The organism is Burkholderia sp. HMSC10F09 (assembly GCF_001806955.1).
GTDB classification, from domain to species: domain Bacteria; phylum Pseudomonadota; class Gammaproteobacteria; order Burkholderiales; family Burkholderiaceae; genus Burkholderia; species Burkholderia multivorans.
Window position 1 is genome coordinate 1 of sequence record NZ_KV786702.1, and the last position, 25,846, is coordinate 25,846.

At 65.4% G+C, this 25,846-nt stretch carries 27 protein-coding genes; 17 read left to right on the forward strand and 10 right to left on the reverse strand.

Annotation, left to right across the window (positions count from 1 at the left end; genetic code table 11):
- Positions 1–95 precede the first annotated feature (95 nt).
- Positions 96–836 (reverse strand): acetoacetate decarboxylase, encoded by a 741-nt coding sequence (locus HMPREF3115_RS13665; protein WP_006404627.1) that lies wholly within the window; start codon positions 834–836, stop codon positions 96–98.
- A 432-nt stretch (positions 837–1,268) separates the two neighbouring features.
- On the opposite strand from HMPREF3115_RS13665, the gene HMPREF3115_RS13670 reads away from it, so the two are divergent.
- A complete protein-coding gene (locus HMPREF3115_RS13670) occupies positions 1,269–1,850 on the forward strand; it encodes an undecaprenyl-diphosphatase (RefSeq protein ID WP_053298063.1) in 582 nt (193 codons plus the stop codon).
- 56 nt (positions 1,851–1,906) lie between these two features.
- Here HMPREF3115_RS13670 and HMPREF3115_RS13675 read toward each other — a convergent pair whose 3' ends face one another.
- The 4 genes from HMPREF3115_RS13675 to HMPREF3115_RS13690 form a co-directional block, all read right to left on the reverse strand.
- Positions 1,907–2,131: a hypothetical protein gene (locus HMPREF3115_RS13675; RefSeq protein ID WP_006397574.1), complete on the reverse strand. Its 225-nt coding sequence runs from the start codon at positions 2,129–2,131 to the stop codon at positions 1,907–1,909.
- 172 nt (positions 2,132–2,303) lie between these two features.
- Positions 2,304–3,116 (reverse strand): siderophore-interacting protein, encoded by an 813-nt coding sequence (locus HMPREF3115_RS13680; protein ID WP_053298062.1) that lies wholly within the window; start codon positions 3,114–3,116, stop codon positions 2,304–2,306.
- 34 nt (positions 3,117–3,150) lie between these two features.
- Complete coding sequence (locus HMPREF3115_RS13685; protein ID WP_070554758.1) at positions 3,151–3,894, reverse strand: PadR family transcriptional regulator; 744 nt, start codon at positions 3,892–3,894, stop codon at positions 3,151–3,153.
- Positions 3,895–4,787: 893 nt separating this feature from the next.
- On the reverse strand, positions 4,788–5,714 hold the full coding sequence (locus tag HMPREF3115_RS13690; protein WP_070554760.1) for a LysR family transcriptional regulator: 927 nt from the start codon (positions 5,712–5,714) through the stop codon (positions 4,788–4,790).
- Between the two features lie 305 nt (positions 5,715–6,019).
- Here HMPREF3115_RS13690 and HMPREF3115_RS13695 point away from each other — a divergent pair, with 305 nt between their 5' ends.
- The 10 genes from HMPREF3115_RS13695 (at position 6,020) to HMPREF3115_RS13740 (ending at position 15,306) form a co-directional block, all read left to right on the forward strand.
- The gene (locus HMPREF3115_RS13695) at positions 6,020–6,934 is read left to right on the forward strand and encodes a SphA family protein (protein WP_070554761.1); all 915 of its coding nucleotides are present in this window, start codon (positions 6,020–6,022) and stop codon (positions 6,932–6,934) included.
- Between the two features lie 88 nt (positions 6,935–7,022).
- Positions 7,023–8,183 carry an alpha/beta hydrolase family protein gene (locus HMPREF3115_RS13700; protein ID WP_070554763.1) on the forward strand — a complete coding sequence of 387 codons (1,161 nt, stop codon included), beginning with the start codon at positions 7,023–7,025 and terminating at the stop codon, positions 8,181–8,183.
- 31 nt (positions 8,184–8,214) lie between these two features.
- On the forward strand, positions 8,215–9,171 hold the full coding sequence (locus tag HMPREF3115_RS13705) for a VOC family protein (protein ID WP_006404614.1): 957 nt from the start codon (positions 8,215–8,217) through the stop codon (positions 9,169–9,171).
- Between the two features lie 19 nt (positions 9,172–9,190).
- Positions 9,191–9,550, forward strand: a complete 360-nt coding sequence (locus HMPREF3115_RS13710; protein WP_070554765.1) for a Rieske (2Fe-2S) protein — start codon at positions 9,191–9,193, stop codon at positions 9,548–9,550.
- Positions 9,551–9,584: 34 nt separating this feature from the next.
- Positions 9,585–10,715 carry an FAD-dependent oxidoreductase gene (locus tag HMPREF3115_RS13715; protein ID WP_035488054.1) on the forward strand — a complete coding sequence of 377 codons (1,131 nt, stop codon included), beginning with the start codon at positions 9,585–9,587 and terminating at the stop codon, positions 10,713–10,715.
- 23 nt (positions 10,716–10,738) lie between these two features.
- Positions 10,739–11,941, forward strand: coding sequence for an MFS transporter (locus tag HMPREF3115_RS13720; protein ID WP_083302213.1), 1,203 nt, complete (start codon positions 10,739–10,741; stop codon positions 11,939–11,941).
- A gap of 2 nt (positions 11,942–11,943) precedes the next feature.
- Entirely contained in the window at positions 11,944–12,759 is an 816-nt protein-coding gene (locus HMPREF3115_RS13725; RefSeq protein WP_069221442.1) for a cyclase family protein, read from the forward strand.
- The gene (locus HMPREF3115_RS13730) at positions 12,756–13,352 is read left to right on the forward strand and encodes a cupin domain-containing protein (protein WP_070554767.1); all 597 of its coding nucleotides are present in this window, start codon (positions 12,756–12,758) and stop codon (positions 13,350–13,352) included. The genes HMPREF3115_RS13725 and HMPREF3115_RS13730 overlap by 4 nt, the downstream gene beginning before the upstream one ends.
- Positions 13,349–14,356 carry a fumarylacetoacetate hydrolase family protein gene (locus tag HMPREF3115_RS13735; protein ID WP_070554769.1) on the forward strand — a complete coding sequence of 336 codons (1,008 nt, stop codon included), beginning with the start codon at positions 13,349–13,351 and terminating at the stop codon, positions 14,354–14,356. The genes HMPREF3115_RS13730 and HMPREF3115_RS13735 overlap by 4 nt, the downstream gene beginning before the upstream one ends.
- Positions 14,353–15,306: an NAD-dependent epimerase/dehydratase family protein gene (locus HMPREF3115_RS13740; protein WP_070554771.1), complete on the forward strand. Its 954-nt coding sequence runs from the start codon at positions 14,353–14,355 to the stop codon at positions 15,304–15,306. Before HMPREF3115_RS13735 ends, HMPREF3115_RS13740 begins: the two co-directional genes overlap by 4 nt.
- A gap of 105 nt (positions 15,307–15,411) precedes the next feature.
- Here HMPREF3115_RS13740 and HMPREF3115_RS13745 read toward each other — a convergent pair whose 3' ends face one another.
- Complete coding sequence (locus tag HMPREF3115_RS13745; RefSeq protein ID WP_226823185.1) at positions 15,412–16,137, reverse strand: GntR family transcriptional regulator; 726 nt, start codon at positions 16,135–16,137, stop codon at positions 15,412–15,414.
- A gap of 667 nt (positions 16,138–16,804) precedes the next feature.
- Between HMPREF3115_RS13745 and HMPREF3115_RS13750 the strand changes: the two genes are divergently transcribed.
- The 5 genes from HMPREF3115_RS13750 (at position 16,805) to HMPREF3115_RS32425 (ending at position 22,021) form a co-directional block, all read left to right on the forward strand.
- Positions 16,805–18,244 carry an FAD-binding oxidoreductase gene (locus HMPREF3115_RS13750; RefSeq protein ID WP_070554772.1) on the forward strand — a complete coding sequence of 480 codons (1,440 nt, stop codon included), beginning with the start codon at positions 16,805–16,807 and terminating at the stop codon, positions 18,242–18,244.
- A gap of 127 nt (positions 18,245–18,371) precedes the next feature.
- Positions 18,372–19,700 carry an MFS transporter gene (locus HMPREF3115_RS13755; RefSeq protein ID WP_083302214.1) on the forward strand — a complete coding sequence of 443 codons (1,329 nt, stop codon included), beginning with the start codon at positions 18,372–18,374 and terminating at the stop codon, positions 19,698–19,700.
- Positions 19,701–19,732: 32 nt separating this feature from the next.
- Positions 19,733–20,128 (forward strand): RidA family protein, encoded by a 396-nt coding sequence (locus tag HMPREF3115_RS13760; protein WP_059940714.1) that lies wholly within the window; start codon positions 19,733–19,735, stop codon positions 20,126–20,128.
- A 474-nt stretch (positions 20,129–20,602) separates the two neighbouring features.
- A complete protein-coding gene (locus HMPREF3115_RS13765) occupies positions 20,603–21,259 on the forward strand; it encodes a hypothetical protein (RefSeq protein WP_035488211.1) in 657 nt (218 codons plus the stop codon).
- Positions 21,260–21,316: 57 nt separating this feature from the next.
- On the forward strand, positions 21,317–22,021 hold the full coding sequence (locus HMPREF3115_RS32425) for a hypothetical protein (protein ID WP_227747562.1): 705 nt from the start codon (positions 21,317–21,319) through the stop codon (positions 22,019–22,021).
- Here HMPREF3115_RS32425 and HMPREF3115_RS13770 read toward each other — a convergent pair.
- Both HMPREF3115_RS13770 and HMPREF3115_RS13775 read right to left on the reverse strand, forming a co-directional pair.
- Positions 21,979–22,926: an aldo/keto reductase gene (locus HMPREF3115_RS13770; protein WP_070554776.1), complete on the reverse strand. Its 948-nt coding sequence runs from the start codon at positions 22,924–22,926 to the stop codon at positions 21,979–21,981. The genes HMPREF3115_RS32425 and HMPREF3115_RS13770 overlap by 43 nt on opposite strands.
- 293 nt (positions 22,927–23,219) lie before the next feature.
- Positions 23,220–23,840 (reverse strand): LysE/ArgO family amino acid transporter, encoded by a 621-nt coding sequence (locus tag HMPREF3115_RS13775; protein ID WP_006404588.1) that lies wholly within the window; start codon positions 23,838–23,840, stop codon positions 23,220–23,222.
- 99 nt (positions 23,841–23,939) lie between these two features.
- Here HMPREF3115_RS13775 and HMPREF3115_RS13780 point away from each other — a divergent pair, with 99 nt between their 5' ends.
- On the forward strand, positions 23,940–24,833 hold the full coding sequence (locus HMPREF3115_RS13780) for a LysR family transcriptional regulator ArgP (protein WP_006397585.1): 894 nt from the start codon (positions 23,940–23,942) through the stop codon (positions 24,831–24,833).
- Between the two features lie 70 nt (positions 24,834–24,903).
- On the opposite strand, the gene fnr is transcribed toward HMPREF3115_RS13780, so the two are convergent.
- A complete protein-coding gene (gene fnr / locus HMPREF3115_RS13785) occupies positions 24,904–25,650 on the reverse strand; it encodes a fumarate/nitrate reduction transcriptional regulator Fnr (protein WP_070554779.1) in 747 nt (248 codons plus the stop codon).
- A gap of 5 nt (positions 25,651–25,655) precedes the next feature.
- On the reverse strand, positions 25,656–25,846 hold a 191-nt coding region (locus HMPREF3115_RS31925), incomplete at its 5' end, for a hypothetical protein (protein ID WP_083302215.1).

Here is a 25,846-nt window from a genome sequence, read left to right on the forward strand (position 1 = left end):
CGCGGCGCCCGTGACGACTGCGGTCTTGCCATTCAGGTTGCTCATGTTCGAATTCCGGTAGTGAAAGGATTGACAGGAAGTAACGACTGCGGAGGTTACTGAGCCAGGTAATCGTAGACGACTTCGCCGAGACCGAGCGTCAAATCGGCGACGAGGTGGCGCGCCTCGACGATCTCGAGCACCGGCAGATCGGCGACCGGCGCGAGCGCATGCGGCGACAGTTCGAGCGATGCGGGGCCGGTCCATGCGCCCTTCATCACGATGTCCTGCATGTAGTAGCGCACGAGTTCGCAGACGCGCGCGGTGCCGTCGACGTGCGGAATGATCTTCAGCAGGAAATTCGGCCCGGCGAGACGCTTCGCCTGTTCGACGATGTCGAGTTCCTTGTGCTTGTAGCCCATCGTGCCGGTCGCGACGCGCACCTTGCCGTAGTCGAGCGTGCCGAGGATGTGATCGGTGTTCACGTGCAGCGTCGGCGACGCGAGCTTCTTCGGAAAGCCCCACAGCTCGCGGCCGCCGGCGATCGGCGGGTGATCGTCCAGATACATCGCCAGCGTGTAGCCGCCCGGCTGGCCGTTGTATTCGACCGGAATCACCTGGCCGCTTTCGGTGTAGTCGCCGAAGCCGGTGGAGTCCGCCATGCGGATGAATTCGTAATGGACGAGCGGCTCGGTGACCTTCAGCGGCTCCGGCACGATTTCACGCAGACGGTCCGGATCCGTGCGGTAGGTGATGATGAGGAATTCGCGATCGACGAAACGATAAGGGCCCATCGGGAACGCGGGGCTCGTCAATGGCATCGCAAACGCTTTCGATCGGACATCGCTGATTTTCATGCGGACTCCTTGTTGTTGATCGCTTCGTCGAAGACTGCTCGTAATCCTATGCCTGTGTGCCGCCGTTGTGCGATGCCGCAATCGGAAATAATTGTTGCGCATTCTGAAGAATTGACTGCGCAAATGTTGAGGCGAATGGTCGAGACGGCGCGAATCGCCGCGCGGCCGGCCGATGATCGCACCATCGGCCGCGTGCAAATGTGAAACAAGGTGAGGTTTTTCGGGATACGAGCGGAGGATTTTCGGGAGCCGACCGCGCGGAATGTGACAATTGCGTGAACTTGTGTTGCAGTGCGGGTTCTAAGTGCGTTCGCCGCAGCGGACGCACGCGTCCCGTACGGCGCCCGCATTAAGCATCGCTTAAGCCGGCCCGTCGCAACATCGCGGACGGCCGGGCGATCCGGCCGAGTCTTTCCGTCCCAGAACCGATTCATGCATAACATCAATCTGACGCTGTTTTCCGCTCTCAACGCCGGCCTGACGCCGCACGCGGGTGTCGCCCGCCTGGCGATCTTCGCCGCAGACTGGGTCGTCTATGCATTGCCCGCGATGCTGCTGCTGACCTGGCTCTTCGGCGAGCGTACGACGCGCCGGCAGGCGATCGAGGCCGGCGTCGGCGCGTGCGTCGCGCTCGTGCTGGCGCAGGCGATCGGCCATCTGTGGTTCTCGCCGCGGCCGTTCATGGCCGGCGTCGGCACGCAGCTCATTCCGCACGCGCCCGACAGCTCGTTTCCGAGCGATCACATGACGTTCGCATGGAGCGTCGCGGTCGGCATGCTGCTCGGCGGCACGACGCGCGCGACGGGCTGGGTGATGGCGGCGCTGGCGCTCGCGATTGCGTGGGGGCGCATCTACGCCGGCGTGCACTGGCCGTTCGACATGGCCGGCGGCGTGCTGGTCGGCACGGCGGGCGCGCTGGCCGCGCATCTGTATGCGCGGCGGGCGGTCGATACGCTCGACCGGATCGGCGACGCCGTGCATGCCGTGATCATGGGTCGACAGCCTGCGCCGTAATCGAATGCGGTAGCACGGAGGTACGCAGGCGCCGCACACGCGGCGACGCGACGCAATCAGCCGGGCGTCTTCGCCGCTTCGGCCGTCGCGGACGGCCCGGTCGTACCGTGCAGTTCGGTGGTGTCCGTCGACTGCTGCGCGACCGCATCGCGTTCGAGCGCGCTTTCCTTCAGGATCGCGCACATCGCGACGAACAGCGCGAGGACGACCGCGGCAAGGCCGCAATAACCGACGATCTTCAGGTGACGAACGAAAGGCGCAGCGTGATTTTCTTTTGTCATGATCGGGCGCTCCTGGGCACGCGGCGGCCGCTGTCTCCCGACAGCGCCGCCGCTCACACAGATATATACCAGTCGCGATGCCGCTGCCAAGCCCGTGCCGGTCGCGGCGTCCGGATGCGCGCGGTTGCCGCGCGCCCTGCATGAAGCGAAAACCCGATGCCGCGCGGGCGCGTCAGTCGTCGAGCGTCTCGTGTACGGCCGCCGCGCCGCGCTTCCAGTACGCGGACGCGCGAATGCGCGATTTGTCGACGCCGCGTTCGCCGGTCAGATGCGCGCGCACCGCGCGGATCGCGAGCGCTTCGCCGGCTGCCCATACATAGCCGTCGCCCTCCGGTAGCGGCAGGTCGCGCACGGCGTCCAGCAGGGCGTCGCCGTTGCCTTCGTCGCGGAACCGCCAGATCTCGTGCACGTCGGCGCGCGCGTCGAACGTGATCTTCGCGCTGCGATCCGCGACTTCGAGCACGACGGCGACGCGTGCGCCGGCCGGCAGTTCCTCGATGCGTCGCGCGACGGCCGGCAGCGCCGTGTCATCGCCGATCAGCAGATGCCAGTCGAAGCCGGTCGGCACGACGAACGAGCCGCGCGGCCCGCCGATCCCGAGCCACTGGCCGGGCCGCGCCTGTGCCGCCCACTGCGACGCGGGCCCCGGATGATTCATCACGAATTCGAGATCCAGCTCGCATGCGGCGCGATCGAAGCGGCGCGGCGTGAAGTCGCGCGCGACCGGCTTCGGCTCGCCTTCGGGAAACACGGGGCCGTTCGCGCCGAGCGTCGGCAACGCGGGCCGTTCGGTGCCCGGCGCCGGGAAAAACACTTTGACGTGATCGTCGAACGACGACGATTCGAAATCGGCGAGATCCGGGCCGCCGAGCGTGACGCGCAGCAGATGCGGCGTGACCGCGTGCACGCGCAGCACCTGCAGCAGGCGGAATTTCAGTGTGTGGCGCACGCGCGTCACGGTGCGATCGGCAAGGGTGGTGTTCAATCCGTTCTCCAGGAAATGTGACGGGCGGCGCGCGTTACACGTCGGACCGGCCTTCGATTTCGGCGATCGCGCGGCGCAGGATGGCCGCGATGCGCCGCTGCTCGTCGGGCGATGCGGCGCTCTTGTGCAGCAGCGCATGCTTCAGCGCGACGCGTGCGTCGACGAACTCGGGCAGCCAGCCGGCCTGTGCTTCGTCCTGCGCTGCGGCGCCCGACGCATCGGCGCCCGACGCATCGGCGCCCGACGCTTCGCCGGCGAATGCGCGGCGCATGAATTCCATCTTCCGCGCGAGATGCGTGAGGCGAGCGAACAGCGTGTCGACGCGCTCGCGTTGTGCATCGAGATGTGTGCGGCCGGCGTCGGTCAGCGCGTAGCGCTTGCGATTGCCTTCGGCTTGCGACGCGACGTAGCCGACTTCTTCGAGATACGTGAGCGCCGGATACACCATGCCCGGACTCGGGCTGTAGAAGCCGCTCGAGCGCGTGTCGAGCGCCTTGATCAGTTCGTAGCCGTGGCTCGGCTGCTCGGCGAGCAAGGCGAGCAGCAGAAGCTGCAGATCGTCGGACGTGAACTGGCGGCCGCGCGGCATGCCGTCGTCACCGAAGTCGCCGAAACCGCCGCGCCCGCCACGGCCACCGAACGGGCCGCCGCCGCCAAATGGATCGTGGCCGCGCCGGTGGCGGCCGATTGCGTGCCAGAGGCCGGCGATCCAGTCAGGGCGCGCATGCGCACCATGACCGTCACATCGGGCATGGCCGCGGAAGTGGTTGTGTCGCATGATCGTGTCCTATATACCGGAAAACATATCTAAAGATATATATCGAAAGATAGAGCGTCAAGGGGATTATTGGGGGCTGGATGGGACCGTTCGCGACTACGGCTGGGGCAGGTCGTTGGACGGGACTTCGCAACGTAGCGCTTCTCGCTTGCGTCTACTGGGCGTCGGAAGCTTCGCGGGCGCCCTGCGCGGCATGCCAGCGATGTGCTCGAGCCCGACAGCAACAGTCGAACGGGCGACTGTTATCGCCGTCGGACTCGAGTGCCGGCGATGCGTGCCAGATGGGGTCCAACAAGCGACGTCAACCACGGTCGCGACCAAGCGTGTTGAAGACCCGTCAGGCTATGAGTTGGCGTCTTGGTGGCGGCGCCACGTGAACGAGCAACTCCATGCCCGTGTCCGGCATCTTCTATTCGACTTCGGGCGATACCGCGTCGAAATCGTGACGGCGTACCAAGCCGCCATCTTCGTGCCGAGCTGGACGTGGGCGAGTTGCTGCGAAGTCGGCACGAGGACGAGTGGGTCGTCACTCGATCGGTATGTTCATCGGCTATTGTTCGCACGCTTTATTGACGATCGCATCGCTCGGCAACCCTGCTATCAGTCGTTCTGAACCGCATCGGCTGTCGAGCCTGATCGACATGGCGGGGCGCTCCGCATGCGGCAGATGGTCGGCACGATGCAGACCGACAACGATGCGATGAAGGGCCGGCGCGTTCCGTCCGTTTCACGTTGTCGCGCCGGCCGGAGCGCACATTGGTCACGGATCTGCGGCTCGGCCCGGATACCCGTTTGAGTGCGTGAACAAGGACGGTTGCGGGCATCTGCGTCGCCTCGATACGCGGCAAATCATGCGGATCCACTCGCTCGCGCCGCAGGCGGATCGCGCCGGCTCAGCGAGCGGCCTGACGCCCTTCGTCCATCTTCGCGACAGCGTCTTTCAGCAGCCCACGCAACCACGCGAGCCCGGGATCGGAGGTTCGGTGCTTGTGCCATTGCATCGCCTGCTCCACCGTCGGGACCGGCACCGGCACTTCGCGCAGCACGATCGGCAGGCTGCGTGCGGCCTCTTCGGCGAGCCGCCGGTGCATCGTGGCGATCCGGTCCGTGCCGGCCAGCAGATGGGCCGGCGACACGAAGCTGTAGGTGCTCGCCTCGACGCGCCTCATCACGCCGAGCCGCTGCATGAACCAGTCCTCGAGCGCCGTCTGTGCGTCGCCGACCTGCACGACGACGTGCCCGGCCGCCATGTAGCGCTCGCTCGTCATCTCGCCTTGCGAGAGCAGGCTGTGGCTCCACATCACGCAGCAGTAGGTTTCCTCGAGCAATACCTCGGCCGGATGCTCGGTCGAGCAATACTCCTTGGGGATGATCAGCAGATCCGCTTCGCCGCGTTCAAGCACGCGGTGGGGATAGGCGATCTGCGGGCGCAGCTCGAATCGGATGCCGGGCGCCGCCTTGTAAGCGAGCTCGAACAGATGCGGCATGAGCGTCGTCATCGTGTAGTCCGAAACGAACAGGCGAAACAGCCGATTCGCGTGCGCCGGCACGAACTCGGGCTGAGCCGACACCGTCGCGTCGACGCGTACGAGGATGTCGCGCACGGCATCTTTGAGCGCCTCGGCGCGCGGCGTCGGCTCCATCTTGCGGCCGACCTGTACGAGCAGTTCGTCGTTGAAGTATTCGCGCAGCCGCGAAAGCGCGTTGCTCATCGCCGACTGGCTCAGGTGAATCTTTTCGGCCGCCCGGCTGATGTTCTGTTCGCTCAGGAGCGCGTCAAGCGCAACGAGCAAGTTGAGGTCGAGCTTGTTGAACCGCATGCGTGCTGTCTCCGTTCTCCTCTCTGATGCCGCGTGGCCCGCCGGATGCACTATCAGGGTTTAACCTGAAAGTATTGACGCCGTCGATATCGGCAATGGATCGAATCCATTTTTAGGATACGTCGGCCTATCTTAACCTTGCCACATCTCGACGCGACGGTAGCCGGCGCATCGCATCGGGAGGCCAGCGTCAGGGCATTTCAGGCTCGACCGTACCGCTGTACCTCGGCCGTGTGCACCGCGCTTTCCACTATTAAAAGAGACGACGGGCGGCGCAAACGCGCCTCCGAGCAGGAGGAGACAGCATGTCCACGAAACTGATCGCAGCCGTTGTCGGTTGCGCCGTGTTGGCGACCGGACCAATGAAGGAGGCGCAGGCATTCGAAGGCGGCGTCTCACCGTATCCGGCCGGAGCGGTGGGGACGAACATCGCCAACCTGCCGCCGATCCCCGGCCTGTTCGCCCTCGAACAGTTCAACTACAGCTTTGCGAACGGCCTCTATGGCAACGACGGCAAGAAACTGCCGATTCCGTTCCATACGTCGGTGTTTTCGGAAACCACGCGTCTGCTGGTGGCGTATCCGTTCCAGCTGCTCGGCGCCCACGTCTATACGCAGCTGGTCATCCCCGTCGTGTCGTTGCATAGCACCGTGTTCGGGCAGTCGAGCACGCAAAACGGCCTGTCCAACATCACGCTGACGCCTGTGTTGCTGCAATGGAATCTCGCGCCGAACCTGGCGATTGCGTCTGGAATCGACGTTGCATTCGAGACGGGTTCCTATAGCCCGGTCAAATCGAGCGTCGCGGTGGGCTACACGTCGGTGCAGCCGGTGATCTCGATTCGCTACAACGTTCCCAACGGAATCGACGTCGGGCTCGCGAACCGCTTCCTGCTCAATCTGAAGAACGGCACGACGAACTACAGCTCGGGAGACGGTTACGTCGCCGAGTTCAACGCCGGCTGGAACTTCGGCCCGTGGAAGCTTGGCGTGGTCGGCGCGTACCTGAACCAGTTCAGCGACGACAAGGCCGGCGGCGTGCGGGTGGGCAATCGCATGCGGACCTTCGGCATCGGCCCGTCGATCGTGTACGACGCGAGAAGCTGGAACGTCAACGTCAATTATCAGCAAGGAGTCTATGCCGCCAACACGGCCAGGAGCAGCAGCATCTGGGTGAACGTCGCCATCCCGCTGTGGCCCGGCTTCGGGCGCAAGGGCTGAGTACCGTGTCGCGCGCCGGACCGCGCGCGCGAACGCGGCCGTCGGCGCGGTCGTCGAGCAAGACGCCATTTCAATCGAGGCAATCAGCATGTTCCGATACTTTCCTACCAACTACGTCTGGAATCTGTCCGTCAATCTCGCCATCGAAATGGGCGCGCGCATCGGCGAAATCGAGGACATGTGCGGGCCCCTCCAGGAAGCGGCCAGGCAGCCGGACGCGGACGGCACGCGTGCGTTTCGTGAAGCGTGGGTCGAGAAGGCCGATCGCCTTTGCGATCTCGCGCAGGACGACGAGGCGCTGGGGCGGCTGCTGTCGGCAGGCGAGAAATACAAGCGCGCCGCGATCTACCTGATTACGGCCGAGCGCATGCTCGCGCACGATGCCCCGGGGCGTGTCGAACTCTACCGACGCTCGCTGGAGACGTTCGACAGGAGCATCGCGCTCGCCGGCGAGAACTGCGAACGCGTCGCCATCCCGTACGGCGACCAGCATCTGTCCGCACTCCTTGTGAAAGCGAAGCGCGCCGACGCGCGCGCGCCGCTGCTCGTGCAGGTCAACGGGCTCGATTCGACCAAGGAAATGAAGTACTTCGTGGGCTTGCCGGCATGGCTGGCCGCGCGCGGCGTATCGTCGTTGATTGTCGACCAGCCCGGCACCGGCGAAGCGTTGCGGCTGCACGGCCTGAATGCGGTATACAACTCGGAGGTCTGGGCGAGCAAGATCGTCGACTGGCTCGAAAGCCGGGACGACGTCGATCCGAAGCGGATCGGCATGGAAGGCGTGTCGCTCGGCGGCTACTACTGCCCGCGCGCAGTCGCGTTCGAGCCGCGCTTTGCTTGCGGTGTGGTGTGGGGCGCCAACCACGACTGGCGCGACGTCCAGAAGAAACGCCTGCAGCGCGAAGGCAACTTCCCGGTGCCGCACTACTGGAAGCACGTCTGCTGGGTCTGGGGTGCGAAAGATATCGACGACTTCATGCGCATCGCCGAAAACGTGCATCTCGACGGCGTGCTCGATCGTATCAAGGTGCCGTTCCTCGTCACGCACGGCTCGCAGGATTCGCAGATCCCGGTCGCATGGGCTCACCGCACGTACGAGCAACTCGTGAACAGCCCCAAGCGCGAGCTCAAGATCTTCACCGAGCGCGAAGGCGGCGTCCAGCATTCGAGCTTCGACAACTCGATCAACGCAGGGCACTTCATCGCCGACTGGGTCGCCGAAACGCTCGGCGGACGCACGTCGCTCTGACGCTTTCATCCCTCTCGAGCACGCACATCTCATGAACATCATCGGACCCGATACGCTGGTCTTCGGCGTGGACGACGTCTCCGCCTGCCGCCAATATCTGCTTGACTACGGACTGCTACCGGTGCGCAGCGACGAAACCGGCGGCCGTTTCGAGGCACTCGACGGAACGGGCATTGATATCGCGCGCCGCGACGATCCGGCGCTGCCGCCTGCGCTCGGCACGGCAAGCATGCTGCGCAAGACGATCTACGGCGTCGCCGATTCCGCGACGATAGACGCCATCGCGGCGGAACTGCGTCGCGACCGCGAAGTGACCACACTCGCCGACGGATCGATCGAATCGTTCGACGACATGGGCTTCGCGATCGGCTTCCAGGTCACCGCGCGCCGTTCGCTCGCGTTGCCGGCCGAGCCCGTGAATTCGCCCGGCGCGCCCGCGCAGCGCGCACCGAACGTCGTGGCGGTGCGCGACGATGCCGTGCTGACGCCGCGCACGCTGTCGCACGTCGTCTACTTCGTGCCGGATGCCGCGAAGGCCGAAGCGTTCTATGTGGAGCGTCTCGGCTTTCGCTGTACCGACCGTTTCACGGGCGTCGGCCCGTTCCTGCAGCCGGCCGGCACGCTCGACCATCACACGCTGTTCATGATTCAGACGCCGCCGTTCATGAAGGGCTGCGAGCATTTCACGTTCCATATGGGCGGACCGACCGAGGTTCTGCTGGCGGGCACGCGTTTCGTCGAGAAGGGTTACCAGTCGTTCTGGGGGCCGGGGCGTCATCGATTCGGCTCGAACTGGTTCTGGTATTTCAACAGCCCGCTCGGCTGTCACGTCGAATACGACGCCGACATGGATCTGCACGACGACACATGGAACGCGCGCGAGGCGCCAATGGGCGCCGACGCGTCGCAACTGTTCCTGTTCCAGCATCGCGAGAAGTGGGCGCCGGGCGGTCCTCCGCCGGGGGCGGCAGCGGCGACGTCGGATTGAACGCGAGAATCGTTCTGCCATGTCCGACACCTATCCCGATCGCATTCGTCTCGCGAGCATCGACGATCTGCCCGATCCCGGTGCGCGGGGCTTCGATCCGGACGGGCGCGGACACGACACGCTGTTCGTCGTGCGGTACGGCACGCAGGTGCGTGCCTATCGCGACGCGTGCCCGCACTTTTTCGGCGAAACGCCGATGGCCTGGCGCAAGGACGCCTACCTGAGCGGCGACGGCACCCGCATCGTCTGCCACGCGCACGGTGCGCAGTTCGACATCGCCAGCGGCGAGTGCGTACTCGGCCCGTGCCTCGGTCAGCGGCTGACGCCGGTCGAGATCGACGTGACGGACGACGGCGCCATCGTGCTGATTGCGACATGACACCCAATACCAGACACAACATGGAGACACCCAGATGGCAGCCCCTCTTGAACACGTCCTCGTCATAGGCGGCGGTTTTTCCGGTATGGCGACGGCGATCCAGTGCGCGAAGCTCGGCCTCGCGGTCGACCTCGTCGAGATCGACCCGGGCTGGCGCTCGTACGGTGCCGGCATCAGCATCGGCGGGCCCACGTTGCGCGCCCTGCGCACGGTCGGCGTGCTCGATGCGTTCTTCGAACGTGGCCACGGCGGCGACGGCGTGAATCTGTACACGGCCGGCGGCCGGCCGATCGGCACGCTGCCGACGCCGCGCGTGGCCGGCGAGGACGTTCCCGGCGGCGGCGCGATCATGCGTCCGGTGCTGGCCGATATTCTCGCCAACGCGACACGCGCCGCAGGCGTGCGCGTGAAGCTCGGCTGTACGTTCTCGCGGCTCGAGCCGCGCGGCGATCGGGTGGACGTGGCGTTCACGGACGGCTCGCACGGCACCTACGACCTCGTGGTCGGAGCGGACGGCCTCTACTCGAAAGTGCGCGCCGCCGCGTTTCCCGATGCGCCGAAGCCGCGCTATACGGGCCAGGGCGTGTGGCGCGCGGTGGTGCCGCGCGCGGCGGAGATCGCTTGCGCGACGATGTGGCTGGGACACCGGATCAAGGCGGGCGTCAATCCGGTCTCGCGGGACGAAATGTACGTCTTCGTCACCGAGGACAGGCCGACCAACGACCACATCGATCCCGCCGAATGGCCGCGCATGCTGTCCGAGTTGCTGGCGGCGTTCGACGTGCCGCTGATCCGGTCCATCCGCGCGCAGATCGGCGCCGAATCGCGCGTCAACTACCGGCCGCTCGAAAGCCTGCTGCTGCCGGCGCCCTGGTTCAGCGCACGCGTGGTGCTGGTCGGCGACGCGGTGCACGCGACCACGCCGCATATGGCGGCGGGGGCGGGCATCGGCATCGAGGACGCCATCGTGCTTGCCGAAGAGCTGGGGCGCGGTGCGACGGTGGAAGCCGCGTTGCAGGCATTCCAGGCGCGCCGCTGGGAGCGCTGCCGCATGGTCGTGGAAAACTCCGGGCGCCTTGGCGAGATCGAGATCGCCGGCGGCGACAAGGAGGAACACCGACGCATCATGCACGAGACGCACATGAGTCTCGCGCGGCCGATCTGACATCTGACGCAAGCGGAGGCACGATGGAGCCGAACCTTTCCCCCACGACGCCGGCAGCTGCCGACCTGTCGATACCGGCCGACACGACGCGGCTCGGCGCGCTCGGCACCGTCGCGCTGATGCTCGCGCATTGCGCCGGCATGGTCGATCTGGTGGCCTTGCCGGTCTGGGTCGGCACGTTGATTGGCGCGTATCGGCTGGATCCGCAGAAGGCGGGCCTGCTCGCCACGCTGTTCCTGGCCGGCGCCGTTCTGAGCAGCGTGTTTTTCTCCCCGCGCTTGAATCGCCTGCCGGCGCGCGCGATGTCGACCGTCGGCTTCGGCATGGCCGCGTGCGCGTTTCTCGGCATCGCCTCCGTATCGGCCGATCGCTATCCGACGATGGCGGCCCTGCATGCCGCCGCGGGCGTCGCCGTCGGATGCGGCCTGAGCTTCACGCACGGCACCGTCGGACGAAGCCGCAATCCGCATCGTCTGTTCGCGGTCGCCGGCCTCGCGCTCGGCATCTTTGCGATCGCGTTTCTCGGTATCGTGCCGGGACTCATCGCAGCACATGGCGGCCCGATGCTGTTTCGCGTTTTTGCGAGCGTGATGGGCGTCGCCACGATTGCGTGCGCGTTCGCGTTTCCGTCGATTCAGGCGCGCCGCAGCACGGCAGCCGGCGTCGAGCGTCGCTTCGAGCACGCCGTCTGGTTCGGCATGGCAGGCGTCGGCTGCATGGCGCTGACGCAGTCGATGCTGTTCAGTTTCGTGCAGCGCATCGGCCTCGATCGCGGCTTCGGGTTGAGTGCCGTGATCGCGACGCTGATCGCGCTCGGCTTCGTCAACCTGTTTCCCGCTCCCGTCGCCGGACTGCTCGAAACGCGCGTGCCGGGCCGCAAGGTCGTGCAGGCCGGCGCCGTCGTACAGGCCGCGCTCGCGCTGGTCATCACGCAAAGCGCGGCGTTCGCGCCGTACGCGGCGGCCACCTCGGTCTTTGCCGCCGTGATGATCTTCACCCACACCTTCGCGTTCGGCATGCTGGCGCGCATCGACCGCACCGGTCGCGCCGTTGCCGCGACGCCGGCGATGCTGATGACGGGCGCCGCCATCGGTCCGCTGCTCGGCGGCACGCTCGTCAAGCAGTTCGGCTACGGCAGCCTCGGTTTCGCCGCAGTGCTGATCGCTGCCGCTGCGGCGATCTGCTTTTCGCGGCTCGATCGCCCCTCCCCATCCCAAGGAGTCTGAACATGAAGCCCGTTCGACGGTTCGTCGATCTCTCCATCTATCTCGAGAACGACGTGCTCTCCGATCCGCCGCCGCTCGCGCCGAAGATCCGCTATCAGAAGCACGGCGACACGCTGCCCGAATTCATGGCGATGCTGCCGGGTACGAAACCCGAGGACTATCCCGACGGCGAAGCGGCCGCCGCGGAGTGGGTCACGCTGACGACCCACAGTGGCACGCATCTCGACGCGCCGTGGCATTTCCACTCGACGATGGATGCGAGCCTGGGCGAAGCGCGGCCGTCCATCACGATCGATCAGGTGCCGCTGGAATGGTGCTTCCAGCCGGGCGTGAAGCTCGATTTCCGGCACTTTCCGGACGGCTACGTCGCGACGGCGGCCGACGTCGAGGCCGAACTCGCGCGCATCGGCCATGAACTGCAACCGCTCGATATCGTCGTCGTGAACACGCGGGCCGGGTCGCGCTACGGGCACGACGACTACGTCAATGCGGGCTGCGGGATGGGCTACGAAGCGACCATGTACCTGCTCGAGCGTGGCGTGCGCCTGACCGGCACCGATGCATGGAGCTGGGATGCGCCGTTCTGCTATACCGCGCAGAAGATCGCGGAAACGGGCGATACGTCGCTGATCTGGGAAGGGCACAAGGCGGGGCGCGATATCGGCTATTGCCATCTGGAGAAGCTGCACAACCTCACGGCGTTGCCGCCGACCGGCTTCACGATCAGTTGCTTCCCGCACAAGATTCGCGGCGCGTCGGCAGGGTGGACGCGCGCCGTCGCGATTTTCGACGACACCGACGGGGAGGCGGCAGCATGAGCTTTCCAGCGATTCGTCGCGTGGTGACCGGACACGACACCGACGGCCGCGCAGTCGTCGCATCCGACGGTCCACTGCCTACCGTGGTGGAAATCGCCGCGATTCCCGGCACCGTGTTCCACGAAGTCTGGAGCACGTCGTCGAGCCCCGCCACGGTCGACAATGGCGCGGATCCCACGGTGGGCGCGCTCATGCTGCCGCCGCCCAGGGAGGGCACCCGTATGCGCTTCGTCGACATTCCCCCCGATACGCCGGAGTTTCTCGCACACGGCGCGACGAAAATGCACGACGCGTTCAGCGAGATCGGCGACGCCGCAGCGTCGACGGTGCAGGCCGGCTCGCCGCATCCGCTGATGCATCGCACCGAGTCGGTCGACTACGGCGTGGTGATCGAAGGCGAAATGACGCTGATTCTCGACGATGCCGAAGTCGCACTCGCGCCGGGCAGCGTGGTGATTCAGCGGGGGACCAACCATGCCTGGGCGAACCGCTCGGGCCGTCCATGCCGGATGCTGTTCGTGCTGATCGACGGCGTCTACGATCCGGCGCTTGCCGCCGTGCTCGACGTGCCCGCACATGGAGGTGCACGATGAAATTCGCGACCTTGCCCGACGGTGGCGCCGATGGGCGCTTGCTGCTCGTGTCGCGCGACCTGCGCCATGCTGTCGACGCTGCGCCGATCGCAACGACGCTGGCCGACGTGCTCGATCGCTGGGACGCGCTTGCGCCCGGCTTGCAGGCGCGTTACGACGCATTGAACGCCGGCAGCGTGCGCGATGCGCGTCCGTTCCATCCGGCCGCATGCGCCGCGCCCTTGCCGCGCAGTCCGCAGTGGTGCGACGGCTCGGCGTTTCTGAATCACGGCCGCCTGATGGAGCAGGCGTTCAATACGCCGCCGATTCCGATGTTCGATACGGTGCCGGTCATGTATCAGGGCGCGAGCGACGACTTCCTCGGCCCGGCGAGCGACGTGCCCTTGCCCGACGAGGCCGACTGCATCGACTTCGAAGGTGAATTCGGCGTGGTGGTGGGACACGTGCCGATGGGCGTATCGGCCGCCGCTGCGCTGCGCTGCATCCGCCTGATCGTACAGCTCAACGACTGGAGCCTTCGGGCGTTCGGTCCGCACGAAATGAAGACGGGCTTCGGCTTCCTGCAGGCCAAGCCATCCACGAGCTTTGCACCGGTTGCCGTCACCCCCGACGAACTCGGCGACCACTGGCGCGACGGCCGCGTGCATCTGAGCCTGCACGTCGAATGGAACGACCGCTGGTTCGGTCATCCGCACGGCCGCGAGATGAACTTCGGCTTCGGTGACTTGATCGCGCATGCGGCCCGCACGCGTCGTCTGTCGGCGGGAACGATCGTCGGGTCCGGCACGGTGTCGAATGCCGACCGCAACGCGGGCTCGGCGTGCATCGCCGAGCGACGCGTGATCGAAATGATCGACGAAGGCGCCGCGCGCACGCGGTTTATGCGTTTTGGCGACCGGGTCAGGATGACGGCGCGCGACGACGCCGGCAACGCACCGTTCGGCACCATCGATCAGCGGGTGGTGCGCGCGCCGCGCGCCGACGATGAGGAGGCTCGGCCATGAGAGTGCTGGTGACCGGGGCGGGCGGATTTGTCGGAACGGCGTTGGTCGAACGGCTGCTGCGCGACGGTATCGCGGAGCCGGGCGACGTGTCGGAACTGTTGTGGGTCGACCGGCAAGCGGAATGGCCGTGCGACGATGCGCGAATCACGGCGCTGGTCGGCGATTTCAGCCGCCCGGAGATGCTCGAGCCGCCGCTGTCGACACCTGTCGACGTCGTGTTTCATCTGGCGAGCCTGCCCGGTTCGCAGGCGGAAGCCGAACCGGCCGAGGGCGACCGCGTGAATCTGTCGGGGATGCTCGCGCTATTCGAACGTCTGGCCACGCAAGCGACGGAGCACGGGCGTGCGGCGCGCGTCGTCTATGCCAGCAGCGTGGCGGTGTTGGGCGAGTCGTTGCCCGCGTCCGTGGACGAGCACACCGTACCGCGCCCGACGATGAGCTACGGCGTGCACAAGCTGGTTGGCGAGCTGATCCTTGCCGACTGGACGCGACGCGGCAAGCTCGATGGTCGTGCGTTACGCCTGCCGGGCATCGTGGCTCGTCCGGCGCTTTCCGCGGGACATGGATCCGCGTTCATGAGCCAGATTTTTCGCGCGGCACAGAGCGGCCAGCCTTATACGTGTCCCGTTTCGCCTTCGGCCACCGCGTGGTGGATGTCGCGCAGCTGCTGTGTCGACAACCTGCTGCACGCGGCACGCATGTCCGCGGACGGCCTGCACGCGGGCCGAGTGTGGACGCCGCCGGTGCTGCATCTGTCGGTTCGGGAGATCGTCGATGCGTTGGTCCGGCGCTTCGGCGCGTTCGACATCGATTACGCGCCGGTGGAACGGATCGAACGGCTTTTCGGACGGCAACCGCCGCTGACCGATCGCCGTGCGATCGAAGCGGGATTTCGGCACGACGGTACGATCGACGCGCTTGTCACGCATGCGCTCGAGCCGCAGAGCTGATCCATTCTGTCGCGCGGGTCGATGAATCGCACGGTTCATTGTGGTTTGCGCGCATGCGATTCGCCACACCGGTGCCGGCCGATAGCCGGATCGGCCGGCCAGCATTTAGCTTCGCCGCTTTGGGCCAATAGCGAGTTGCTCGCAAATCTCGATGGCGATGGGCACCATGCGCTGCATGTGCTTGCGCGCGAAATGCTCGGCAGCGTAGCCGTCTCCGTGCAGGATCGCTCGGCCGATATCCATGTGGTCGACCAGATTCAACCGCCAGTGGTCATGCCGGAGATCCCGAAAATAGATCGCGTGAAGGATCGGAAAGTTGAACTGGTCCATCAATTGGCCAACCGCATCAATGCCCGACATGGTGTTGATGGTTCGATGAAACACGCCGTTTTCGGTTCGGTGATTGTCGACACGATTCGCGTGCTCCTGCGCGGTTACCTGCTCCAACAGCGCAGCGATTTTTTCGCGATTGCCCGGTAGATCGATGCGTTCGGCCGCGGCTCGTGCGCCGAGCCCCGCGATCACTTCGCGAACCCGGAACATTGCCTCTATTTCGGCGCGGTTCGGCGCAGCAACGGTCGCGCCGCGATTCGGCTCGAGGCGGATAAACGAGTTGTGTTCGAGACGACGCAACGCTTCACGCACGGAACTGCGGCTCACGCCAAGGTCACGTGTGAGATCGGCTTCGACGAGCCGCTGGCCTGGTCGGTACTCGCCGGCAACAACACGACGCGAAATCTCTTCGAACACGAAGTCGGCGACGCTGCGTTCTTGATCCACTCGCGCGGCAGATTGCTCGTGCGATTGCCCGGTTTCGGGGGCCGTTGACATTCTGACTGACTCCATAGGGTCTGTTTGCATGGGGCACGCGCATGCGTTGCCACGAGACCGGCGTCGCGCGACGCGGCGAGCCGCCGCTCTTGTGGCAACCCTTGACCTGAATTTCATTCTACGGGAATGCCCGAAATCGCCCGTATCGCGCGTCGCTCGTCGCTTGTTCGGCGCGGCCAAACGGCGCTCCGTGGCAAGAACGATTCGACGATCTCAAGACCAGTACCGCCGCTCATCGTGTCAGGCCAGCTTTGCGCGCATGAGGCGTCGGCTGGCGAGATTCCGAGCGATTGTCCGACATTTCCTGCCCGTTGGCGAATGCCGCCGCCGTCACGGATCCAAAGCTGCGCAATCGATCTGGCTAGGGTAAACCTCGACGGAATCTCGATTGACGCTCCAACATTGTCCGACAATAATTCGGGAAATTTCGCTGTTTCTCAGAGAATTGCGAGTTCAGCGTAAATTATGTCGGACAAAACGTGCCGCTGCACAAGCGATCCATAGCCTGGTTCCGTGGCTGCGTACTGGCGTCGCCGCACGACTCATGTTGCCCCTGATACGGCGGTGATTGACCGGCAATGTCATGCCATATCGTTGCCCATGCTGTCGGCGATTGCCGCTACCGCGTGGTGTCCGATCCTGCAAGCGCCTCTTCTCTGGAACTCGCATGTCTACAGCAACAGAAGCGCGCACCGCGCTTGAACACCGCCTTGCCGATATCTGCGCTGCCCTCGACGGGCAGGTTGCGTTTCTGAATGCGGCAGACGCCGGCCCGAAATATCACACCGACTGGAGCGGTGCGTATGGCGTCCCGGCGCCGGTACTGCGTCCACGCACGGCCGAGGCGGTGGCCGCACTGATGCAGCGTCTGCACGCCGCTGGAATTCGTTCGGTCGTGCAGGGAGGCATGACCGGGCTGGTGGGCAGCGCCGCGCCGCAGAACGACGAAGTCGTTGTGTCACTGGAGCTGCTGAACCGGATTATCGAAGTCGACGAGATCGGTGCAACGATGACCGTCGAGGCCGGTGTTCCGCTCGAAACGGTTCAGCAAGCTGCGCAAGCGCACGGGCTGTTCTTTCCCGTGGATCTTGGCAGTCGTGGCGCCTGCCAGATCGGCGGCATGATTGCGTCGAACGCCGGTGGCAACCGCGTATTGCAATACGGCATGACACGACAGTCGGTGCTCGGGATTGAGGTGGTATTGCCGGACGGCTCGCTGCTCTCGCACCTCAGCAGTGTGTTGAAGGATAACGCCGGCTACGATCTCAAGCAGTTGTTCGTCGGCTCCGAGGGTACGCTTGGCATCGTCACTCGCGCCGTGTTGCGTCTGCAGCCGCTACCGGTCAGCCGGCATACCGCACTGATCGCGGTCGATGGATTGCAGCAGGTGTTTTCGACGCTGCGTGCGTGTCGCGCCAGCCTGGGGCCGATGCTGACGTCATTCGAGGTGATGTGGCGCGACTACTTCGACTTCGTCACGCAATGCCTGAAGGTGGGTCGCGATCCATTCGATGGCGCGGGCAGCCATCTCGTCCTGCTTGAAATGTCGGGCTTCGACCGCGATACCGGTCGCGACGAAAGCCGCCTGCTCGAAGCACTCGAAACGATCGCGGAAACCGTGGGGACCCCGTTCATCGTGCTCGCGCAGTCGCTTAGCGAGGCGGAGGCATTCTGGCGCATTCGGGAGTCGACGGGCGAGGCCGCGCATGCGCTCGGGCCTTCCATTTCGTTCGATATCAGTATCCCCGCACGGCATCTGGTCGACTGCATGGCCCGCCTGCGCGCAGACCTGCTTCGGCTATCCCCCGATTGCCGCACGCTCACGTTCGGTCATCTGGGAGACGGCAACGTCCATTGGGTGATTGGCATTGACGATGCGTCCGTCACCGACAACATCAAGGCCGCGGTCTATCGCCATGTGGTGGAGGCCGGCGGCTCGATTTCAGCCGAGCACGGTATCGGATTCGAGAAGAGGCCTTACTTCGAGAGCACGTGCAGTCGCGTCGAGATTGACGCAATGCGTCGAATCAAGCGCCTGTTCGATCCGGGCCTCCTGCTCAACCGCGACCGGATCTTCACGATGCCCGTCACCGATCGAACCGCCTGAACAGCGAGCCGCGCAAATCAGGCGAAACAGCCTGTGGCACGCCAACGCATTCGCATATTGCAGCGGCCGCCGTTCGCGCAACGGGCCGTGTACGTATCCATTCGCGCAAGGACCCTCGGAGACCGGCATGACCTATGACTCATCGGCAGTAACGCGAACGCCTGCGTCGTCCTCGCCGGCTTTGACCGACGGCACCCTGGACAAGCTGTATGCAAAGGTCACGCGGCGTTTGATCCCATTCTTGTTGCTCTGTTTTGTCGGGGCCTTCCTCGATCGCGTCAACATCAGCTTTGCCAAGCTGCAGATGTCGAGTGATCTGGGCTTCAGCGAAACCACCTACGGCATCGGGGCAGGGATCTTCTTCCTTGGCTACTTCCTGTTCGAGGTGCCGAGCAACATCCTGTTGCACCGGATCGGCGCGCGCATCTGGATCGCCCGCATCATGATTACGTGGGCGATCCTGTCGGCAGCCGTGATGTTCGTCCGCACGCCAGCCAGTTTCTATGTCTTGCGCTTTCTGCTGGGCGTAGCGGAAGCCGGGTTCTTTCCGGGCGTGATTCTGTACCTTTCCCGGTGGTACCCCTCTGCACGCCGGGGCAAGGTCATCGCGTTATTCATGATCGGTTTTCCGCTTGCAAGCATCATTGGCGGCCCTTTGTCTGGATGGATCATGCAGGGGTTGCACGGAGCCTTCGGGCTGGCCGGATGGAAGTGGTTGTTTTTGATCGAGGCGGTGCCGTCGTTGATACTGGGCGTCGCAACGATGTTCTATTTGACCGAGCGCATCGCAGACGCGAAATGGCTGGATGAGCAGGAGCGACGTGTGCTGACCGACGCGCTTTCGCAAGAGCGCGTGGAAGCTCAACGCACGTCGATCGCGGGCGCGCTGACGGATTGGCGCATGTGGTATCTGGGCGCGATTCTGTTTCTGATAGGCCTGGGCATGTACGGCCTGGTTTTCTGGCTGCCGACGCTGATCAAATTGTCCGGAATCTCCCACCCGCTTCAGATCGGATTGTTGAGCGCCGGCCCCAATATTGCTGGCGCCATTGCGATGGTGACATTGGGCCGAAGCGCCGATCGCCGGCGCGAGAGGCGGTGGCATATCGCGCTGTCCGGATTTGTCGGTGCACTGGGACTGGCCGGTGCCGCGCTATGGCCGGACCAGACTTTCGTCGCCATGATCGCGATTTGCGTGGCCGCCATTGGAATCTTCCCGGCAGCACCCGTTTTCTGGGGAATTCCGGCCAGGTTGCTTGGCGGCGCGGGTGCGGCGGCCGGCATTGCGATGATCAACTCCATTGGCAATCTGGCCGGCTTTTTCGCGCCGGCCTTCTTCGGCTGGATCAAGGATGCGACGCATAGCACGATGGCAGGGTTGCTGGCCTTCGCCTTCGCATTGTGCGTCAGCGCAATCCTCGTACTTCTGCTTCCGCGTCACATCGCAAACCGGTGACGGCTCAACCCATTGCTGGATCAGACATCGAAATGAAAGAAGTGATCGATATCGGCTTGCCCAAGCCAGCACAACCCTTTTCATGGGCAACCAAGGCTGCGGGCTTGCTGTTCACTGCGCACGGTCCAGTGCGTAGCGATGGCTCCGTGCATACGGGGGGCATTGCGATGCAAGCGCGCCTGACATTCCAGAATCTGAAAATGGCCGTCGAGGCCGCCGGCTCGGATCTGTCGTGTGTCGCCCAGGTATTGGTGACGCTTGTGGACGTGGACGACGTTCCCACGGTAGATCGGGTTTACCGCGAATTCTTCGCCGATTCCTATCCGAACCGGTCGACGGTTATCGCGAAGGGTCTCGTCGTGCCGGGGATGCGCATCGAGATCGTCGCATATGTCGCGCTGCCGGTTGACCGATCCTGCGCTCGTTGAATTCGTCTTCACGCATGCAGCGCAGAAGCGAAGTGCCGTAATGCCGTGCGTAGTCCATCGCGGTGTCGCTTGGGCGGGGGCGTAACGGTCGGAATCTGCAATCGTCGCGTGCAGGTTGGCCGGTTTCTGTGGCCGCCGTCGCGATGTGATGGACAATAGGCTCACTTCCCCGCACGCTGGCGATCATGACGTTGAAGGCCGTTCACGGTGAACCGATCTACGCCGACGACGAGGATCGCATCATCTCGACCCGGTGCCGGTCGTCGGCGCTGCGCCTCGAGCCACGCGTCCCATCGCGACGACGAAGATTGCCAACGCGGTTTAGCCCGCCCGACTGTTTCCTGACAGAATACGGTCACACATTCGCGAGAAATCGCATTCGGTGAAACCCGCCCGGGTTTCCATGCCGATACGCGGCGGGCTTCCGCCCGGCCCCGCTTCGCGATGAAGATCGAACGAAAGAGGAAATTCGCAATGAGTAGAACGGACAAGTCGGCAAAGGCGCGCGCGGCGCTCGACCAGTTGTTTTCGGATGTGCCGACCGCCGGCGGTAGCGACGGCGCGCGTCCCGGCGACCCGTTCGCACCCGCGTCCACCGATGCCGGCGTTCGCGCGGGACTCGATGTCACCGTGTCGACGCGGATTCAGCTGCGCGGCTATCCGAACGCCGACGCGTTCATGAAGCGGATGGCCGAAGCATGGGGATTGACGTGGGGCGCCTATGACAACGTGCAGGCCGTTGCGACGCTGCCTGCCGGCTGGCGCGTGCGCCGGTTGCCGGGCGTCACGCAGATCGTCGACGCGCGCGACGTGCTGCGCGCGGAGAGCAGCCTGCAAGGCGGCGACATGTCTTATCTGAAAGTGCAGCCACGGTACTACATCGATGCGCGCAGGGGTTTCGGCTGGGGCAAGTCGTCGCGGGCGTCCGACGATCCGGACCTCGACGGCCCGGACTGGCGCTGTCTCGTGATCGACCGGGAGACTTCCACGGAAGTGCATGAAATGACCAGTTCGCCATCCCGCGCCGATCTGGACAATGCGCGTGCAGCATTGCTGAAGTGGCTCGATGCGCACTACCCGCGTCATCGCGATCCGTTTGCGTACTGGACGGATTGCGAACGGGGCGTGTGATTCGGGTGGTGGCCCGCGTCCCGGCCGGGATCGGGTCCAACGGGTCGGCATGAGGCGGTGGCGAATCGCTCCCTTCATCGCCGGAAGGCCGGTCTGCGCGAGCTTGCGGATACCGTCGTCGCGCCCGACGTTGTCGGTCGCGCTGTCGGTCATGAGCTTCATGATGTCGGCCGGATAAAACCCGGTGAACGGCGCATTGGCGCCGAATCGTCCGAACAGACGATGCAGGAACGAGCCGACCGGCGGCCCGATCTTCTTGAACAGACCCATCTTCACGAGCCGGCGGTTCCAGAGGTCGCGATCACGTCGGGCCGAATCGGACATGCCGGGCTCGGTTTTGTCCGCCGATTTTCCGTCGATAGCCGTGAATTGGGTACGACGCCGGCGGGCCGCTTGTGCGTGCCGGGCGCGGCACGGCATCGACTTATCCGAATTCCGTTTGCCGCTCGCCGAAAGGCCGGCTGGGTCGCACGTCGGCGACGCGGCGGCATCGGCACTGTCGTGCTTCGGCGTCCCGCCGGTTGCAGGACAACGCATTCGACGACGACTCTATCGAAGGGCGCGGTACGCATCGCGGACGTCGAAACGGCCGCGCCCGGCCGCACACGCCGCGCGCCGGTTATCGGCGGCGCCGGTTGCCGGCCCGCCGATGCGGCGGGCGATGCGCGGAGGCGCGTGCTGAGTCCGATCCGCGCGATCGCCTGCCGCGTGCACCCCGCTCAGACTGCACTCGCTTCGTCGATCTGTCGGACGTCGTCCTGATCGAGCTGCACGCGCAGCGCTTCGCCGAGCAGCGCGAGTTGCGCGAGCGACGTCGCGCTCGCGATCGGCGCCGTGATCGTCGGCCGCGCGATCTGCCACGCGAGCGCGATCGCGGCCGGCTGCGTGCCGTGCTTTGCCGATACCGCGTCGAGCGCCGCGAGAATGCGCAGCCCGCGCGCATCGAGATAGCCGGCGACGCGGCTGCCGCGCACACTCTTCTTCAAATCGGCTTCGCTACGGTACTTGCCGGACAGGAAACCGCTCGCCAGCGCGTAGTAGTTGACGACGCCGAGCTTCAGGTCGCGCACGACCGGCTCGAGATCGCGCTCGTATTCGGCGCGGTCGTACAGGTTGTATTCGGGCTGGATCACCTGGTACGCGGGCAGGCCGTCGCGCCGGCTGATCTCGGCCGCTTCGCGCAGACGCGCACCGCTGTAGTTCGATGCGCCGATGATCCGCACTTTTCCTGCGTCGATCAGCGTCTGATACGCGGCGAGCGTTTCTTCGAGCGGCGCCGTCTCGGGCAGATCGCGATGCGAGAAGTACAGGTCGATGTAGTCGGTCTGCAGGCGGCGCAGCGAATCGTCGGCGGCTTTCAGAATGTTGTCTTTCGAGAGGCCCGCGCGCGCTTCGAGCATGCCGACCTTGGTCGCGATCACGACCTGTTCGCGCTTGCCGGAGCGCTTCAGCCATTTGCCGATGATGGTTTCCGATTCGCCGCCGCGATTGCCGGGCGCCCAGGCCGAGTAGACGTCGGCGGTGTCGATGAAATTGATGCCGGTGTCGGCGAGCGCGTCGAGCAGCGAAAACGACGCGTTCTCGTCGACGGTCCATCCGAACACATTGCCGCCGAATGCGAGCGGCGAAACCTGAATGCTGGACGTGCCGAGGGTACGTAGGGCCATCTTTCTCTCCGTGTATGCGATTGACGGAACGAAGCCGCGGGAGCGACGCGCCGGCGTGGGCGTCGCCGTCGCGCGGCAGCGGCGGGCGCGGCAGCGTGTCGACGTTGCCGCGGGACCTGTCCATTGTCACCGATCGATTCGATTTGTGCAGGAACGGGCGGCAACGCGCGATAACGGACGGATTGCGGAAGATGGCGGACAGCACTCGCCGATCGCCGATCGGCGAGCGGCGCGCCGGCGGCGCCCTGCGGCCGCCGAGATCGACGCGTGATCGCAGCGCGAGCGAGTGCGCGCTATCGCAGCTGCACGGCCGCGAGAAACAGCACCATGCTGCCGATCGCACCGTCGAGCACGCGCCATGCGACGGCCTTGCGGAACCACGGCGCGAGCAGTCGTGCACCGTATCCGAGCCCGATGAACCAGACGATGCTGACCGACATCGCGCCGATCGCGAACGCGAGCCGCGCGCCTTCCGGCTCGCGTGCGCCGGCCGTGCCGATCAGCAGGAACGTGTCGAGATATACGTGCGGGTTGAGCCACGTGAACGCGAGCGTCATCAGCACGATCGCGAGCGCGCTTTGCGGCGGCGGCGCGACCGCGTCGCCGCGCACGTCGAGCGTTTCGTGCCCGGGCTTGAACGCGCGGCGCAGCGCATTGATCCCGAACCACGCGAGATACGCAAGGCCGACGTACAGCACCGCATGGACGAACGTCGGGTAGCGTTCGACGAGCGCCGACGCGCCGCCCACGCCCGCGGCGATCAGGATCATGTCGGACAGCGCGCATAGCAGCACGATCTTGCCGACATGCGAACGCATGATCCCTTGCCGGAGCACGAACGCGTTCTGCGCGCCGATGGTGACGATCAGCGACGCGCACAGCGCGGCGCCATGGGAGAAAGCGAGCCAGTTCATGGTGGGTGAGCAGTAGACGGATGGATCGGATAGCGCTAGTCTGCGGGCATCCTCTGAATAAGAGAAGCTAAATCAGCTAATGTCGATTAAGGAACGCTAATGCTCGACTATGCATTGCTCGACGCGCTGGCGGCGGTGATCCGGCACGGGTCGTTCGAACGCGCAGCCAAGGAACTGAACGTGACGCCATCGGCCGTGTCGCAGCGCGTGAAACTGCTGGAGGAGCGCGTCGGCAGCGTGCTCGTGAAGCGCGGTCAGCCGTGCGTCGCGACGACGTCGGGGGCGCTGCTGTGCCGGCATACCGAACGCGTGCAGCTGCTCGAGGCCGAGCTGTCGGGGCGGATGCCCGCGCTGCCGGGGCCGCTCGCGTCGACGTGGCCGACGCTGCGCGTGGCCGTCAACGACGACAGCGTCGCAACCTGGTTCGTCGACGCCGTCGCGCCGTTCTGCGCCGAGCGCGAGACCTTGCTCGATCTGGTGATCGACGACCAGGACTATACGGCCGAGCGCATCCGCGACGGCAGCGTGCAGGGCGCGGTCACCGCGCAGGCCGAGCCGATCCAGGGCTGCCGGTCGACGCGGCTCGGGCGCATTCGCTACCGCGCGGTCTGCTCGCCGGCGTTTCATGCGCGCTATTTCGGCGCGGGTATCACGCGCGACGCACTGCGCCGCGCACCGTGCGTGATGTTCAATCCAAAGGACGGGCTGCAGGCGCGCTTCATCCGGCGCGTGACGCGGGCCGATCTCGATCCGCCGCAGCACTGGATACCGCACGTCGCGGGCTATCTGCGCGCGTGCGAAACCGGGCTGGGATGGGGGATGTGCCCGGACCGGATGGTCGACCGTCAACTGGCGGCCGGCGAACTGGTGGACATGTCGGCCGGGCGTACCGTCGACATCGAGCTTTACTGGCAGAGCTGGCGTCTGTCGATCGGCTGGCTCGACGATTTCAGCGCAGCGCTGAAGGCGCGCGCCGCGCTGTTTCTCGATTGACGGCGCGGCGGGGAGAGGCGGGAGAGGGGCGGGAACGCGGCGCGCAGCGCGGGCGCCGCGCGTCGCACGATCACACGTGATGCAGGCCGTCGAAGTCGACGATCTGAACGAGGCGGCCGCGCATTTCGATGAGGCCGCGCTTCTGGAATTTCGACAGCGTGCGGCTGACCGTTTCGAGCGTCATGCCGAGATAGCTGCCGATGTCTTCGCGCGTCATCCGCAGATTGAATTCCGACGGCGAGTAACCGCGCTTCAGATAGCGCGACGACACGTCGAGCAGGAACGCGGCGACACGCTCTTCGGCATTCAGCGAACCGAGCAGCATCGCTTGCGACGTTTCGCGCACGATCTGCTCGCTCATCAGCTTGTGCATGCGCAGCTGCATGGAGCCGGCTTCCGAGCACAGCGCCTTCAGCGCGGCGTACGGAATCACGCAGACGGAGCTGTCTTCGAGCGCGATGGCGGTGCGCGGATGCGTGTCGTCGCAGATGCCGTCGAGGCCGAGCGCTTCGCCGGCGAGATGGAGGCCCGTGACCTGTTCGCGACCGTCGTGACGCGTCGCAACCGTTTTCAGCGAACCGGAACGGACCGCATACAGGTTGTCGAACGCATCGCCTTCGCGGAACAGCGCTTCACCGCGCTTGACGGGACGCGCGGCGCAGATCACCGCTTCGAGGCGGCTCAGCGCCTCGGGGGCGAGGCCTTGCGGCATGCAAAGGTGCCGCATCGCGCACGACGAGCAGTGCGCAGCCTGACGAGGCGCCCAGCCCGTGGCATGGGGCGGTGCGGCGGGGCGTGTGGCGACGGGCGTCAGCATGATGTTTACTCCGGCGTTGAATCGACGGAATCATTGTCCCACCGCAAGATGCGCGTGTCGGGTGACAAAACGTCGCGACGTCGCGCCCGCGCGCGCAAGCCTTTGAGCGCGTGACGCGCATCGAATCGGGTGCGTGCGCAACGATCGACGGTCGATCGGCGCAAGGCATCGCGCGCGCCGCGGAAACCGGCGCGCG

What these genes read in the sequence shown, in the direction of transcription:
- HMPREF3115_RS13745 (WP_226823185.1), bottom strand. Translation starts at nt 16,137, where the DNA reads ATGTCAACGGCCCCCGAAACCGGGCAATCGCACGAGCAATCTGCCGCG.
- HMPREF3115_RS13700 (WP_070554763.1), top strand. Translation starts at nt 7,023, where the DNA reads ATGTTCCGATACTTTCCTACCAACTACGTCTGGAATCTGTCCGTCAAT.
- HMPREF3115_RS13755 (WP_083302214.1), top strand. Translation starts at nt 18,372, where the DNA reads ATGACCTATGACTCATCGGCAGTAACGCGAACGCCTGCGTCGTCCTCG.
- HMPREF3115_RS13765 (WP_035488211.1), top strand. Translation starts at nt 20,603, where the DNA reads ATGAGTAGAACGGACAAGTCGGCAAAGGCGCGCGCGGCGCTCGACCAG.
- HMPREF3115_RS13705 (WP_006404614.1), top strand. Translation starts at nt 8,215, where the DNA reads ATGAACATCATCGGACCCGATACGCTGGTCTTCGGCGTGGACGACGTC.
- HMPREF3115_RS13780 (WP_006397585.1), top strand. Translation starts at nt 23,940, where the DNA reads ATGCTCGACTATGCATTGCTCGACGCGCTGGCGGCGGTGATCCGGCAC.
- HMPREF3115_RS13720 (WP_083302213.1), top strand. Translation starts at nt 10,739, where the DNA reads ATGGAGCCGAACCTTTCCCCCACGACGCCGGCAGCTGCCGACCTGTCG.
- HMPREF3115_RS13730 (WP_070554767.1), top strand. Translation starts at nt 12,756, where the DNA reads ATGAGCTTTCCAGCGATTCGTCGCGTGGTGACCGGACACGACACCGAC.
- HMPREF3115_RS13695 (WP_070554761.1), top strand. Translation starts at nt 6,020, where the DNA reads ATGTCCACGAAACTGATCGCAGCCGTTGTCGGTTGCGCCGTGTTGGCG.
- HMPREF3115_RS13770 (WP_070554776.1), bottom strand. Translation starts at nt 22,926, where the DNA reads ATGGCCCTACGTACCCTCGGCACGTCCAGCATTCAGGTTTCGCCGCTC.
- HMPREF3115_RS13775 (WP_006404588.1), bottom strand. Translation starts at nt 23,840, where the DNA reads ATGAACTGGCTCGCTTTCTCCCATGGCGCCGCGCTGTGCGCGTCGCTG.
- HMPREF3115_RS13690 (WP_070554760.1), bottom strand. Translation starts at nt 5,714, where the DNA reads ATGCGGTTCAACAAGCTCGACCTCAACTTGCTCGTTGCGCTTGACGCG.
- HMPREF3115_RS13715 (WP_035488054.1), top strand. Translation starts at nt 9,585, where the DNA reads ATGGCAGCCCCTCTTGAACACGTCCTCGTCATAGGCGGCGGTTTTTCC.
- HMPREF3115_RS13665 (WP_006404627.1), bottom strand. Translation starts at nt 836, where the DNA reads ATGAAAATCAGCGATGTCCGATCGAAAGCGTTTGCGATGCCATTGACG.
- HMPREF3115_RS13740 (WP_070554771.1), top strand. Translation starts at nt 14,353, where the DNA reads ATGAGAGTGCTGGTGACCGGGGCGGGCGGATTTGTCGGAACGGCGTTG.
- HMPREF3115_RS13675 (WP_006397574.1), bottom strand. Translation starts at nt 2,131, where the DNA reads ATGACAAAAGAAAATCACGCTGCGCCTTTCGTTCGTCACCTGAAGATC.
- HMPREF3115_RS13670 (WP_053298063.1), top strand. Translation starts at nt 1,269, where the DNA reads ATGCATAACATCAATCTGACGCTGTTTTCCGCTCTCAACGCCGGCCTG.
- HMPREF3115_RS13760 (WP_059940714.1), top strand. Translation starts at nt 19,733, where the DNA reads ATGAAAGAAGTGATCGATATCGGCTTGCCCAAGCCAGCACAACCCTTT.
- HMPREF3115_RS13735 (WP_070554769.1), top strand. Translation starts at nt 13,349, where the DNA reads ATGAAATTCGCGACCTTGCCCGACGGTGGCGCCGATGGGCGCTTGCTG.
- HMPREF3115_RS13685 (WP_070554758.1), bottom strand. Translation starts at nt 3,894, where the DNA reads ATGCGACACAACCACTTCCGCGGCCATGCCCGATGTGACGGTCATGGT.
- HMPREF3115_RS13710 (WP_070554765.1), top strand. Translation starts at nt 9,191, where the DNA reads ATGTCCGACACCTATCCCGATCGCATTCGTCTCGCGAGCATCGACGAT.
- HMPREF3115_RS13725 (WP_069221442.1), top strand. Translation starts at nt 11,944, where the DNA reads ATGAAGCCCGTTCGACGGTTCGTCGATCTCTCCATCTATCTCGAGAAC.
- HMPREF3115_RS13750 (WP_070554772.1), top strand. Translation starts at nt 16,805, where the DNA reads ATGTCTACAGCAACAGAAGCGCGCACCGCGCTTGAACACCGCCTTGCC.
- fnr (WP_070554779.1), bottom strand. Translation starts at nt 25,650, where the DNA reads ATGCTGACGCCCGTCGCCACACGCCCCGCCGCACCGCCCCATGCCACG.